This window comes from Falsihalocynthiibacter sp. BN13B15, from assembly GCF_041205415.1.
Classification (GTDB): domain Bacteria; phylum Pseudomonadota; class Alphaproteobacteria; order Rhodobacterales; family Rhodobacteraceae; genus Falsihalocynthiibacter; species Falsihalocynthiibacter arcticus.
In genome coordinates this window covers 15,403-28,248 of the sequence record NZ_JBGFCE010000010.1, presented here as the reverse complement: position 1 = coordinate 28,248, position 12,846 = coordinate 15,403, and the positions used below count along the sequence as shown (strand labels likewise).

The 12,846-nt window shown below is 54.4% G+C and carries 12 protein-coding genes; 9 read left to right on the top strand and 3 right to left on the bottom strand.

Going from position 1 to position 12,846, the window contains the following annotated elements; all coding sequences use genetic code 11:
* The first annotated feature begins 7 nt into the window (after nt 1-7).
* From AB9F26_RS15655 to AB9F26_RS15620, 8 genes are all read left to right on the top strand, one after another.
* On the top strand, nt 8-820 hold the full coding sequence (locus tag AB9F26_RS15655) for a glutamate racemase (RefSeq protein ID WP_369756020.1): 813 nt from the start codon (nt 8-10) through the stop codon (nt 818-820).
* A gap of 58 nt (nt 821-878) precedes the next feature.
* Complete coding sequence (argC, locus tag AB9F26_RS15650) at nt 879-1,907, top strand: N-acetyl-gamma-glutamyl-phosphate reductase (RefSeq protein WP_369768423.1); 1,029 nt, start codon at nt 879-881, stop codon at nt 1,905-1,907.
* 6 nt (nt 1,908-1,913) lie between these two features.
* Nucleotides 1,914-2,351, top strand: coding sequence for a cytochrome c maturation protein CcmE (gene ccmE / locus AB9F26_RS15645; protein WP_039002122.1), 438 nt, complete (start codon nt 1,914-1,916; stop codon nt 2,349-2,351).
* Nucleotides 2,352-2,441: 90 nt separating this feature from the next.
* Nucleotides 2,442-3,053, top strand: a complete 612-nt coding sequence (locus tag AB9F26_RS15640; RefSeq protein WP_369768422.1) for a holin-associated N-acetylmuramidase — start codon at nt 2,442-2,444, stop codon at nt 3,051-3,053.
* On the top strand, nt 3,044-3,613 hold the full coding sequence (locus AB9F26_RS15635) for a holin family protein (protein ID WP_369768421.1): 570 nt from the start codon (nt 3,044-3,046) through the stop codon (nt 3,611-3,613). Before AB9F26_RS15640 ends, AB9F26_RS15635 begins: the two co-directional genes overlap by 10 nt.
* A 91-nt stretch (nt 3,614-3,704) precedes the next feature.
* Nucleotides 3,705-5,690 (top strand): heme lyase CcmF/NrfE family subunit, encoded by a 1,986-nt coding sequence (locus AB9F26_RS15630; RefSeq protein WP_369768420.1) that lies wholly within the window; start codon nt 3,705-3,707, stop codon nt 5,688-5,690.
* A 3-nt stretch (nt 5,691-5,693) separates the two neighbouring features.
* Entirely contained in the window at nt 5,694-6,167 is a 474-nt protein-coding gene (locus tag AB9F26_RS15625) for a cytochrome c-type biogenesis protein (RefSeq protein WP_335584195.1), read from the top strand.
* An 88-nt stretch (nt 6,168-6,255) separates the two neighbouring features.
* Complete coding sequence (locus AB9F26_RS15620; RefSeq protein ID WP_039002127.1) at nt 6,256-7,032, top strand: enoyl-CoA hydratase-related protein; 777 nt, start codon at nt 6,256-6,258, stop codon at nt 7,030-7,032.
* An 82-nt stretch (nt 7,033-7,114) separates the two neighbouring features.
* Here AB9F26_RS15620 and gltA read toward each other — a convergent pair whose 3' ends face one another.
* Nucleotides 7,115-8,410, bottom strand: a complete 1,296-nt coding sequence (gltA, locus tag AB9F26_RS15615; protein ID WP_039002128.1) for a citrate synthase — start codon at nt 8,408-8,410, stop codon at nt 7,115-7,117.
* 78 nt (nt 8,411-8,488) lie between these two features.
* Nucleotides 8,489-9,886, bottom strand: a complete 1,398-nt coding sequence (gene gltX, locus AB9F26_RS15610; protein ID WP_369768418.1) for a glutamate--tRNA ligase — start codon at nt 9,884-9,886, stop codon at nt 8,489-8,491.
* A 93-nt stretch (nt 9,887-9,979) separates the two neighbouring features.
* Here gltX and AB9F26_RS15605 point away from each other — a divergent pair, with 93 nt between their 5' ends.
* On the top strand, nt 9,980-12,103 hold the full coding sequence (locus AB9F26_RS15605) for a ComEC/Rec2 family competence protein (protein ID WP_335584193.1): 2,124 nt from the start codon (nt 9,980-9,982) through the stop codon (nt 12,101-12,103).
* Here AB9F26_RS15605 and lexA read toward each other — a convergent pair.
* Nucleotides 12,097-12,792, bottom strand: a complete 696-nt coding sequence (lexA, locus tag AB9F26_RS15600; RefSeq protein WP_335584192.1) for a transcriptional repressor LexA — start codon at nt 12,790-12,792, stop codon at nt 12,097-12,099. The two genes, AB9F26_RS15605 and lexA, sit on opposite strands and share 7 nt — an antisense overlap.
* Nucleotides 12,793-12,846: the final 54 nt, after the last annotated feature.

The following is a 12,846-nucleotide window of genomic DNA, read 5'->3' as shown; positions in this document are numbered from 1 at the left end:
GTACGTCATGGCAGTTGGCATTTTTGATTCTGGATTAGGTGGGCTGACGGTCTTGGATGCGGCTGAAAAGCGTATGCCAGATGTGCCGTTTGTTTACTTTGGTGACAACGCCCATACCCCCTATGGCGTGCGGGATGCCGATGATATTTATAACCTTACAACGCAAGGGGTTGAACGCCTTTGGGAGGCTGGATGCGATCTGGTTATCTTGGCCTGCAACACCGCTTCGGCGGCAGCTTTGCGGCGGATGCAGGAGAGCTGGCTTCCCGAGAATAAGCGGGTTCTGGGCGTATTCGTTCCCCTCATTGAGGCCCTAACAGAACGTGAGTGGGGCGATAATTCGCCGCCGCGCGAAGTTGCTGTGAAGCATGTCGCGCTTTTTGCGACTCCGGCGACGGTCTCGAGCCGTGCGTTTCAACGTGAATTGGCGTTTCGTGCGATCGGAGTTGATGTCGAGGCGCAGCCCTGTGGCGGAGTAGTTGACGCGATTGAGGACGGGGACGAAATTCTTGCCGAAGCCTTGGTGCGCAGCCATGTTGATGCCCTGAAACGGCGGATGCCAAAACCGGAGGCGGCAATCCTTGGGTGCACGCATTACCCCTTGATGGCAAAGCAATTTCAGGACGCATTGGGCGCGGATGTGAAAGTGTATTCACAGGCAGATTTGGTGGCAGAGAGCCTTGCTGATTACCTCACGCGTCGTCCCAACCTTAAAGGGTCCGGCACAGAATCCATGTTTTTGACGACGGGCGATCCCGCGCGGGTGAGCAGTCGGGCAACTCAGTTCTTGCGACGAAAGATCACGTTTGCGGCGGCATGAATTGCGCCCGGCCTGATTACACACTACATACATTCCGAACATACATAAGGTCCCTGAAATGACCCATAAAATCGCTATCCTTGGCGCATCCGGCTACACGGGCGCAGAGCTCGTCCGGTTGATCGCAAGTCATCCAAATATGGAAATCAAGGCTTTGACGGCCTCGCGCAAGGCTGGCCAGTCGATGGCGCAGGTTTTCCCGTTTTTGCGGCATCTGGATTTACCAGAGCTTGTCACAATCGAGGAAGTGGATTTCTCCGAGATCGATTTGTGCTTTTGTGCTTTACCACATGCGACAAGCCAAGCCGTGATCCGCGAATTGCCTAAGGACTTGAAAATAGTCGACCTTTCGGCGGATTTCCGGCTGCGGGACCCTGCGGAATATACCAAATGGTATGGCGGGGTGCATGACGCGTGGGAGCTTCAGGCAGAGGCGGTTTACGGGCTTACCGAATTTTATCGCGACGATATCCGTGGGGCGCGCTTGGTTGCGGGCACGGGATGTAATGCCGCGACGGGCCAATATGCGTTACGGCCTTTGATTGCGGATCGTGTTATTGCGTTGGACGATATTATCATTAACTTGATCACGGGCGTGTCTGGGGCTGGGCGCTCGCTCAAGGAAAACCTGTTGCATGCCGAGTTGTCCGAAGGGGCGCATGGTTATGCCGTTGGGGGTACGCATCGGCATTTGGGCGAGTTCGATCAAGAGTTTTCGGCGATTGCGGGCGAACCTGTACGCGTGCAATTCACGCCGCATTTGATCCCTGCCAATCGCGGGATTTTGGGTACGGTTTACGTTAAGGGTTCCCCGGAAGCGGTTTATCAATCCCTCGCGCAAGCCTATGAAAATGAACCGTTTATGGTAATGCTTCCCTTCGGAGAAACGCCAAGTACGCGCCACGTTCGGGGCAGCAATTTTTGCCACGTTGGTGTGACAGGTGACAGGATCGAAGGACGGGCCATTGTGATGGTTGCGCTAGACAACCTGACCAAGGGGTCGTCCGGACAAGCGTTGCAAAACGCCAACCTTATGCTCGGAGAGGACGAGACCGCAGGCCTGATGATGGCCCCTGTGTTCCCGTAAAAACCAATGAAAAGTCTTAAAAAAACCCGTAGAATCCAAGTCATTGCCCTCGCCATTGTTGCGCTCATTTTGGCGACGGGATTGATTGGCTATGCGATGCGCGATGGGATCAATTTCTTTCGCTCGCCTTCTCAAATTCTCGCGGAACCGCCCGCACCGAGCGAGGTGTTTCGCATTGGGGGATTGGTGCTTGAAGGTAGTATCGAACGCGGAGTCGGACAAGAAATTCGGTTCACTGTGACCGATGGTGGCGCGGATATTCCCGCCGCTTTCAACGGAGTGTTGCCGGATCTGTTTAGCGAAAATCAGGGAATGATTGGCACGGGTTCTTACGTGAGCGGCATCTTTCAAGCTACTGAAATCCTTGCGAAACACGACGAGACCTACATGCCGAAAGAGGTTATCGACGCCCTCAAGGAACAAGGCGTTTACCAAGGCGAATAGCGCACGCAACGTTCGCACCCCTGCCAGATTATAAACTGATTATTGCGAATCTCTCGGGTGAGGGACTGATCCCTCGGAGTTGGGGGTATCGTGCAAGCAGTCCAAGAAATCGCCAAAGAAATCGTTGCCCGTGAAGGCGGGTTCGTGAACGACCCTGATGATCCGGGGGGGGCGACGAAGTTTGGGGTCACCATCCACACGCTGAAACGTTTAGGCATGGATTTGACCCGTGATGGCATCGTAGATATCGCCGATGTCAAAGCGCTGACCCGTCAAGATGCGCAGTCTGTTTTCGTTGAGCACTACTTTGTGCGACCAAACTTATCCAACCTTCCTAGCGTGTTACAGGCTAGCGTGTTTGACATGTTTGTTAATGCGGGGAGCAATGCTGTGAAGGTATTGCAACGGCTGCTGCTTGAAATGGGCCTTGAAGTGGATGTTGATGGCGCGGTTGGGCCGCAGACGATTGCAGCGGCGAAAAAAGCCTATGAAATGGCACCAGATTACATTGCGGATGCCTATGGAATTGCGCGGCGCAATTATTATTACCGCCTCGCGGATGCCCGCCCAGCCAGTCGCAAATACGCCCGACGCAACGATGGTGGCAAAGGTGGATGGATTATCCGCGCGGAACATTTCATCGGAAAACAATATCACCTTTCGCCAGCCGAACACACAGCGAGGACATCGTCATGGGGTTGATAAATACTGTCTTTTCAATGCTTTTTGGCGGTGGTCGTAATATTGTCCGTGAAACCGCAGAAGTCTTTCGCGAGAATGCCGAGGCCGGTGCACAACGGGCCACCAATTTGCAAGGGCAGGCCCTTTCCCAACATGCAGCCGAGTTTGCGCAGCCAAGGCAAGGCGGCTTCGATCGTTTTATGGATGGGTTGAACCGACTCCCAAGACCCGCGATGGCGATTGGGGTTTTGGGATTGTTCGTGAGTTCGATGGTCGATCCCATTTGGTTTGCCAGTCGAATGCAGGGGCTTGTTTTAGTGCCAGAACCGCTTTGGTGGCTTCTTGGGGTGATTGTGTCGTTTTACTTTGGCGCCCGCCATCAAGTGAAATCGTATCAATTTCAACAGTCGTTAACGGATACGATGGTGCGGGTGCCGCAAGTCTTGAGCAACCTTGAGGAATTGCGCCACCTAACACCAACCAGTCCCGGTGTTGCTCACGCAAAGCCCGAAGAGGCGAGCGAAGCTTTAACTCCCGATGCAAATGCCGCGTTGAGTGCGTGGCGGATGGCAAAAGCCTAAACAGAACGTATCATTTAAATGTGACATTACGCGCGGGTGAAACCGTGCGTATTGCGTTGATCAAAGGGGAAAGAGTCGCCATATTCGCCGCATGATTATTGAACTTGGCCATGTCGCCCTCATCCTCGCCTTTTTGTTGTCACTTGTCCAAGCGACGGTTCCCCTTGTCGGGGCGCATAAAGGCTGGAGTGGGTGGATGGCCGTGGGGTCTGCCGCTGCAACAGCCCAGTTTTTGCTGATTTTCTATGCCTTTCTGGCTTTGACCTACGCATTTGTCACCTCCGATTTTTCGCTGAAACTGGTGATCGAGAATTCACACACCCTTAAGCCAATGTTGTATAAAGTCGCCGGTGTTTGGGGCAATCACGAAGGCTCCATGTTGCTTTGGGTGCTTATTTTGGCCGGCTTCGGGGCCTGTGCTGCATGGTTTGGTGACAATTTGCCCGCAACTTTGCGCGCGCGTGTTTTGGCAGTTCAGGGGGCGATTGGCGTTGGGTTTTACGCGTTTATCCTCTTTACGTCGAATCCCTTCACGCGAGTTGCCGTGCCGCCCTTTGATGGCGGAGACCTCAACCCACTGCTCCAAGACCCCGGACTCGCGTTTCACCCCCCGTTTTTATATCTCGGATATGTTGGCCTCAGCATGGCGTTTAGTTTTGCCGTTGCTGCGCTCATCGAAGGGCGGGTTGATGCGGCATGGGGTCGGTGGGTGCGCCCGTGGACTTTGGCGGCGTGGATATTTCTCACAATCGGCATCGCGCTTGGCTCTTGGTGGGCCTATTACGAACTCGGCTGGGGCGGCTATTGGTTCTGGGATCCTGTTGAAAACGCAAGCTTTATGCCTTGGTTGATTGCGGCGGCCCTGCTGCACTCTGCGGTGGTTGTTGAGAAACGCGAAAGCCTCAAGGCGTGGACAATTTTGCTGGCAATTCTGGCGTTTGGCTTCTCCCTGATCGGTACGTTTATCGTGCGCTCTGGTGTTTTGACGTCAGTGCATGCCTTTGCGACCGACCCTGAACGCGGAGTGTTTATCCTCGCATTGCTTGGGTTGTTTATGGGCGGGGCTCTCACGCTGTTTGCTGCGCGCGCCAATGTCCTTTCGAGCAAAGGCGTTTTTGGCGTCGTGAGCCGCGAAAGCGCCCTTGTTTTCAATAATATCCTGTTGGCTGTCGCCAGTTTCGTGGTGTTTGTCGGGACGATTTGGCCGCTGATTGCGGAGTTGTTCTTTGATCGCAAACTCTCGGTTGGGGCGCCGTTTTTTGACACGGCCTTTACCCCTTTTGTTATCGCGATTGCCTTGTTGCTGCCGATTGGGCCGCTCCTGCCGTGGAAACGTGCGAAGCTGTCCAAAGCCTTGCGCCCGCTACGCGCAGGGTTGCTGCTCGCTGTTGCCTTGGCGCTTTTGGTTTGGGCCATTCAATCAGAACGCAGCATTATGGCCCCCATCGGCGTGTTCCTTGGGTCGTGGGTCTTGGTTGGTGCCGCAACGGACCTTTGGCAACGTACGGGAAGCAAACGACAATCCATTCAAGAGCGCCTTGGGCGCATGCTTCGTCTCCCGCGCGGGGATTGGGGGCGTAGCGTTGCTCACTCGGGGTTTGGCGTTACGATTTTGGGGATTTCGATGCTGACGGCATGGGAGCAAGAAGACATCCGCGTCACCCAAGTTGGCGAACCCTTCACAGTGGGCGCCTATGAGATAACCTTGGCGGATGTCACGCAGGGGCAAGGCCCGAATTATTCCACAATCTTGGCGGAAATGCAGGTAAGTAAGGCTGGGAAGACGGTGGCTGTGCTGTACCCCGAAAAACGGGTATATCCTGTTCAAGGCATGCCCACGACCGAAGCCGCGATCGACAATGGCTTTTTGCGCGACATTTATGTTGTGATTGGCGATCCACAAATCGATGGTGGTTGGGCGGTTCGCACCTATATCAAACCCTTCGCGAATTGGATTTGGGCGGGGGCGATCATCATGGCGTTTGGCGGTGGATTGAGCCTGTCGGATCGACGGTATCGTGTGGGGGCTGTGTCACGGCGCAAGTTGATCCCTGTCGCACCGCAGGCTGCGGAGTAACCGATGAAAAAAATCATATTGGTCGTCATTCTTCTAATGCTTCCCGTTTTTCAAGCGGGGGCCGTTGAGCCCAACGAGATGCTAAGTGACCCCGTTTTGGAGGCGCGTGCACGGGAAATTTCCAAAGGGCTGCGCTGCATGCAATGCCAAAACGAGAACATCGACGTAAGCAGTGCCGACATCGCCCGCGATTTGCGCCTTGCTGTGCGGGAACGTTTGGTTGCAGGGGACACTGACGACCAAACCGTCGCCTATATCGTTGATCGTTATGGCGAATTTGCGCTCCTGAGCCCCACAAAAACGGGCATGAACCTGTTTTTGTGGTTTGCCGGACCGGCGATGTTTTTGTTGGCTTTTGGGGTTGCCGTGACTTTTTTGCGGCGCTCGGCGCGGCGGCAGGAAAACGGATCAAACCCGGCTGTCGACAACCTCTCCGAGGAAGAAACAGCCCGCTTGGACGATATTATTAACCGATAACGCCATTTTTAAAAGATTTACGCTAGGTTGCCCTTTTTCTGAACCCATTGGTTCACTACCTTTAGGGAAATCGGCAAGGGAGCCTGCAATGAACTATCAAATGATCCGAGTGAGCCTGCGGGATGGGCTGGCTGTTATTGCCATGAATCGCCCTGATGTTATGAATGCGCTCAACCCCCTCATGCGGGCTGAACTGACCCATGCCCTGTTAGATATGGGACGCAACGCGCGGGCTGTGGTTTTGACAGGGCAGGGGCGCGCCTTTTGCGCGGGGCAGGACCTTGGCGATAAAGTCTCAGCGGCAAATGCGGATTTAGAGCGGACGTTGCGCGACGAATATGAGCCCCTATTACGGGCGATTTACGAGTGCCCTGTGCCCACTTTGGCAGCTGTAAATGGTGCGGCGGCAGGCGCGGGTGCGAATATTGCGCTGGCCTGCGACGTGGTGATTGCAACGGAAAGTGCTGTGTTTCTGCAAGCTTTTGCGCGCATTGGTCTCATCCCAGACGCAGGGGGCACCTATTGGCTGCCTAAACAAATCGGCATTGCGAAGGCGATGGGGGCGGCGCTTTTTGCCGAGCCTATCACTGCCGAAGAGGCCAGCGACATGGGGATGATTTTTGAGGCCGTCGCAGATGAAGATTTTGCGGGGCACTGGAATGCACGGGCGCAAACCCTGGCCAAGGGTCCGACCCAAGCCTACGCGCACATCAAAGAAGCGCTACGGGCCAGTTTTGACAATACTTTGGACGAGCAGTTGTCGCTTGAAGCCAAGCTTCAGGGACGTGCGGGACAAAGCCGAGATTTCAAAGAAGGCGTCGTTGCCTTTCTGGAAAAACGCACAGCGAAATTTGAGGGTCGATAATCCCCGCTCAGAAAGTATCCATTGTTAGAAACAAAAAAAGCGCCCCACTTGGAGGCGCTTTTTTCTTTGTGACTGAAACTGCTTAGCGCGTTTCGACGTCGGTATAGTCCCGCCGTGTTGCACCAGTATAAAGCTGGCGCGGGCGACCGATTTTCAGCTGGGAATCGCCGATCATTTCTTTCCACTGCGAAATCCAACCAACGGTACGGCTGAGCGCAAAGATTGGTGTGAACATCGACGTTGGGAAACCCATCGCTTCGAGGATGATGCCAGAATAGAAATCCACATTTGGGAAGAGCTTTTTCTCGGTAAAATATGGGTCGTTCAAAGCTTGGCGTTCGAGTTCTTTGGCGACCTGCAGAGTTGGATTGTTTTCAACGCCCAGCAATTCAAGAACTTCATCCGCCGATTTCTTCATCACGGTCGCGCGGGGATCGAAGTTTTTGTATACGCGGTGGCCAAAGCCCATAAGGCGGAACGGATCGTTCTTGTCTTTGGCGCGCGCGATAAATTCTGGAATGCGATCGACGGTGCCAATTTCTTGTAGCATCTCAAGGCAAGCTTGGTTTGCGCCGCCGTGAGCTGGCCCCCAAAGACAGGCGATGCCCGCTGCAACACAAGCGAAAGGGTTGGCCCCAGAGGAACCGGCAAGACGCACGGTTGAAGTGGAGGCGTTTTGCTCGTGGTCAGCGTGGAGCGTGAAAATACGGTCCATAGCGCGGGCGAGAATGGGGTTCACTTCGTAGGATTCTGCGGGAACTGCAAAACACATGTGGAGGAAATTGGACGCGTAATCCAGATCATTGCGCGGATAAACGAACGGCTGACCAATGGAATACTTATAGGCCATCGCAGCAATAGTCGGCAGTTTGGCAATCATCCGCACCGATGCAATTTCGCGCTGCATCAGGTCGTTGATATCGGTTGAGTCGTGATAAAACGCCGACATCGCACCAACAACGCCCACCAAAGTCGCCATTGGGTGCGCGTCGCGACGGAACCCACGGAAGAAATTGTGCATTTGTTCGTGGACCATCGTGTGATTCGTCACGCGGCTCTCAAAGTCTTCCATTTCGGGGGCCGTTGGCAATTCACCATAAAGAAGCAGATAGCACACCTCGAGGTAATGAGATTTTTCGGCAAGCTGGTCAATGGGATAGCCACGGTGCAATAGTTCACCTTTGGCGCCATCAATGAAGGTGATGTCGGATTCGCAGGAGGCCGTCGACGTGAAGCCAGGGTCAAACGTGAACATGCCAGATTGGGCATATAATTTGCGAATATCGATAACGTCCGGCCCTGCGGTGGGGCTGTAAATCGGCAAATCATAGGATTTTCCGTCAATTGTCAGCGTCGCGCTTTTAGTGCTCTCTACCATTTTAGTTCCTCTCAAATCGGTCCCATGCGGATCATGCGGACCAAATGTTAACGTTCCAAAAGAGGGAGAAACCCACTCTTAGTTGGATGCTTGTATGAGTCTAGCGATGGTTTCATCGCGGCCCAACACGAGCATCATGTCAAATACACTGGGGGTTGCCGTCCGTCCCGCCAGAGCGGCGCGAAGGGGCGCTGCTATTTTACCTAGGCCAATTTCATGAGCCTCAGCGACCCCGGCCACGATGGCCTCTAGAGTCTCTCGGTCCCAAGTAGCATTTTGCAACTGCGGCGTCAATTCCATCAGTATACCACGGGATACATCATCAAGGTTTTTTGCCGATTTTTCATCGGGGATTATTGGTGTGTTCACGGTAATAAAGTGTGCTTTATCAACGAGATCACCGAACTTCTTCGCGCGATCCTTTAGGCAATACATCGCCGTCAAAAACATCGCGTTTGTTGTCTCATCAAAGGGAATTTCGCCCTGTACCGCGCGATATTCTGACATTTCTTGCAGCAGTGCAGCATCGTCCGCGACGGCAAAATGCTGGCCACTAATATTGTCGAGTTTCTTGAAATCCAAACGGGACGGTGATTTGCCAATCCCATTGGTGTCAAACCACTCCAAAGCTTGGGCATCGGTGAAAAACTCGTCGTTGCCGTGGCTCCAGCCAAGTCGTGCGAGATAGTTGCGCATGCCCGCCGCGAGGTAGCCCATTTCTTGGTATTCTTCGACGCCCGTCGCCCCGTGGCGTTTCGACAATTTCTTGCCGTCAGGGCCGTGAATAAGGGGAATATGCGCGTAAACGGGCAGGGACCATCCCATCGCGTGATAGATATGCGACTGACGTGCGGCATTGGCGAGGTGGTCGTCCCCCCGAATTACATGGGTCACGCCCATATCATAATCATCTACAACCACAGCCAGCATATAGGTCGGTGTACCGTCGGAACGTAAACAAATCATGTCGTCGAGATCGGCGTTTTGAAAGGTCACGTCGCCTTGAACTTCGTCGTGAATGACCGTCTGGCTATCACGCGGCGCCTTGAGGCGGATAACAAAGGGCAAATCGGGATGTTCGGAGGCGGGGATATCGCGCCAAGGGCTGTGAAAAAGGGTCGAGCGTTTGTCCGCCTGCGCTTCGGCGCGGAAAGCGGCAATCTCGTCCTGAGTCGAGAAACACTTATAAGCGGCACCTTTGGCCAGCATTTCAAGAGCAACTTCGCGGTGACGCGCGGCCTGCTCAAACTGGCTAACGGCCTCTCCATCAAAATCCAACCCAAGCCACGCCATGCCGCGCAGAATGGCCTCAGACGCCTCAGGGGTTGAGCGCGCGCGGTCCGTATCCTCGATCCTCAGCAGAAATTTTCCACCCCGTCCCCGCGCATAAAGCCAGTTAAACAACGCCGTGCGCGCCGTCCCGATATGCATATAGCCAGTGGGGGAAGGAGCGATGCGGGTGACGACGTGAGACATGGGGCATTAACTTTCTAGAAACCAAGATGTGGAAAGACTTAAGGCAGGTTTTAGGCCGCCATGGCCCGAAGGACAAGAAGGCAGAATCGTAACGTGCAGATTAACCTGCAGAGTTGGAAAACACAGCCTCTAATTGCGGGGCAGAGGGGGCACCTGTTCCCTTGGGTGCCTGTATTTTTAAGTATGGGGATCGGGCTATATTTTGCCCTAAGGTTTGAGCCCAATATCGCACATTATGGTTTGCTTGTCCTTGTGACTGTTGGATTATTTTTCACGGCTTCCACCATCCGCGAGAACTTAGCACCGTTTCTGTTGGCCATCGCGCTGGTATTCTCTGGCGTTTTACTCGCCGGTGTGCGCAGCCATGCCGTTTCAGAACCGGTGCTTACGTTTCGTTATTACGGCCCTATTCAAGGGCGGGTCATCAAGATCGATCGCTCCGCCTCAGAAGCGACCCGCCTGACGCTCGATCGCGTCATCCTCGACAATTTATCGCCTGAACGCACGCCAAGCAAGGTGCGCGTTAGCTTGCACGGCGATCAGGGGTTTATTGCTCTGGATCTTGGCTTGACAGTCATCCTCTCGGGCCATCTTTCGCCGCCCTCGGGAGCGGTGGAACCGGGCGGGTTTAACTTTCGCAAAATGGCATGGTTTCAAGGGCTTGGCGCGGTTGGCTATACCCGCAGCCCCGTTCTCGCCCTGACTGCTGCACGTCATGGGAAAGCGGGCCTCTTGATAAACCGTTTTCGGCGCAAAATTTCGACCGCCGTTCAAGCGGCCATCCCCGGCGAGGAAGGGACATTTGCCGCCGCGATTTTAACAGGGGATCGCTCCGATATGTCGCGCGCCACCCTCCAAAACCTGCGCAACAGTAACCTCGCACATCTGCTTGCCATTTCGGGCCTCCATATGGGGATGTTGACGGGGTTTGTTTTCGCGGCCGTGCGGATCATTTTTGCGTTTTTCCCAAGCGTTTCCATGCGTGTTCCAGTTAAAAAAGTTGCGGCGCTCGTCGCTCTGACCTTTGGGGCGGGTTATTTGGCGATGTCGGGCGGCAATGTGGCGACCATTCGCGCCTTCATTATGGTCTCGGTGATGCTGTCCGCGATCCTGCTCAATCGGCGGGCGCTGACGTTGCGTGCCGTCGCCATTGCCGCGATTATTATCCTTGTCCTTCAGCCTGAGAGCCTCACTGGTCCTGGATTTCAGATGAGTTTTGCGGCGACGGCAGCCTTGGTGGCCGTTTTTGGCGCGATGCGGGATTTTCCTTCCCTCCCGATTCCCAAATTCCTGCGTGGCGCGCTCGCCGTTGTGCTTTCATCCTTCATCGCAGGCCTCGCAACGGCCCCGATTGCGGCCGTGCATTTCAACCAAATCGCGCAATACGGGCTGATCGCCAATGTCATCACCGTTCCCCTTATGGGGGTTTTGGTCATGCCTGCCGCGGTGGTGGCGGTGTTGCTCGTGCCCTTTGGTTTGCAGGGGCTGGCGCTGGAGGTCATGCGCTGGGGTATTTGGTGGATTCTTGAAGTTGCCGAGCGCGTATCGCATCTCGAAGGGGCCTTGCGATTGGTGGTGACGCCCGATCCCATCGTCCTGCCCTTGCTTGCTTTGGGCGGTGTCATTTTGATCATTTGGCGGGGATATGGGCGTTTGTTGGGCGTGCCACTTCTTATTGGCGGATTTGCCATATGGAGCCAAACAACCCGTCCAGACATCCTGATTTCTGACACCGGCACGCTTGTGGGTGTGATGACACCACAGGGGCGCGCGTTAAGCAAAGCCAAAGGGGCGGGTTTTGTCGCCGACAGTTGGCTTGAAAACGACGGAGACGGGAGCGCGCAGTTGGTCGCGTCCGAGCGCGGAAAATTTGAGCGTGCGAAAGGTAAGGTTTCAACGGAATTTAACGGATATAGCATCCTCCAGCTTTCGGGTAAAAAGGCGAATGAACTGCTTGAGGCGGGGTGTCGAACCCATGATTTGGTTGTCACCAACGTCAAAAGCGAGCCGCTGGAGGGGTGTATGCTTATTGATCCCATAACGTTGCGCAAAACAGGGAGCATTGCTGTGTATCAAACTCCGTCGGGTCTTAAAATGATCACCGCACATCAACTCGAAGGGCAGCGCCTATGGTCGCCCGTTGAAAAGAAAAAGCGCCGCTCATTTAGAAAGAGCGACGCCAATAATTCCTCAAAAATAACGCAAAAAACTCAATAGGTTCTAATCAGCCCGACGAGCTTCCCTTGAACTTTCACGTGGCCTGCGGGCAAAACACGGGTCTCATAAGCGGGGTTCGCGGCCTCAAGGGCGATCATATCCCCTTTGCGGCGGAACCGTTTCAAAGTCGCCTCATAGCCTTCGACATGGGCCACAACGATATCGCCGTTTTCAGCGTCGCTGGTTTCGCGAATGACCACCACGTCGCCATTGTTGATCCCTGCGTCGATCATGGAATCCCCTTTGACTTCAAGGGCGTAGTGATGCCCAGAGCTTGAGATCATCTGGCCGGGAACGGCCACGCTGTGCGATTGTTCCGAAATGGCCTCAATGGGTGTCCCTGCTGCGATGCGTCCCATAACAGGCAATTCAATCGCATAGGATTGTTTGATGTCAATCGCCGCTGCGGGCGTCTCGGGGCGGTCGCCCTCAATAACACGCGGTGAAAAACTGCTCTGTCGCTGATTTTCAAGGATATTCGGACGTTTCACAATTTCGATGGCGCGGGCACGGTGGGCAAGTCGACGAATAAATCCACGCTGCTCAAGCGCCGTAATCAAGCGGTGAATGCCGGATTTGGAGCGAAGATTAAGGGCATCTTTCATTTCATCAAACGAGGGGGGAACGCCATCGCGCTCAACCCGTTTGTCGATGAAAGCCAATAATTCTAATTGTTTTTTCGTCAGCATCTGTCTCATCCTCTTGCCGTGGCCAACATTCAAAGGCCAATGTTACGAGCTTTG

What these genes read in the sequence shown, in the direction of transcription:
- gltA (WP_039002128.1), bottom strand. Translation starts at nt 8,410, where the DNA reads ATGGTAGAGAGCACTAAAAGCGCGACGCTGACAATTGACGGAAAATCC.
- AB9F26_RS15625 (WP_335584195.1), top strand. Translation starts at nt 5,694, where the DNA reads ATGAAAAAAATCATATTGGTCGTCATTCTTCTAATGCTTCCCGTTTTT.
- argC (WP_369768423.1), top strand. Translation starts at nt 879, where the DNA reads ATGACCCATAAAATCGCTATCCTTGGCGCATCCGGCTACACGGGCGCA.
- AB9F26_RS15620 (WP_039002127.1), top strand. Translation starts at nt 6,256, where the DNA reads ATGAACTATCAAATGATCCGAGTGAGCCTGCGGGATGGGCTGGCTGTT.
- lexA (WP_335584192.1), bottom strand. Translation starts at nt 12,792, where the DNA reads ATGCTGACGAAAAAACAATTAGAATTATTGGCTTTCATCGACAAACGG.
- AB9F26_RS15635 (WP_369768421.1), top strand. Translation starts at nt 3,044, where the DNA reads ATGGGGTTGATAAATACTGTCTTTTCAATGCTTTTTGGCGGTGGTCGT.
- gltX (WP_369768418.1), bottom strand. Translation starts at nt 9,886, where the DNA reads ATGTCTCACGTCGTCACCCGCATCGCTCCTTCCCCCACTGGCTATATG.
- AB9F26_RS15630 (WP_369768420.1), top strand. Translation starts at nt 3,705, where the DNA reads ATGATTATTGAACTTGGCCATGTCGCCCTCATCCTCGCCTTTTTGTTG.
- AB9F26_RS15655 (WP_369756020.1), top strand. Translation starts at nt 8, where the DNA reads ATGGCAGTTGGCATTTTTGATTCTGGATTAGGTGGGCTGACGGTCTTG.
- ccmE (WP_039002122.1), top strand. Translation starts at nt 1,914, where the DNA reads ATGAAAAGTCTTAAAAAAACCCGTAGAATCCAAGTCATTGCCCTCGCC.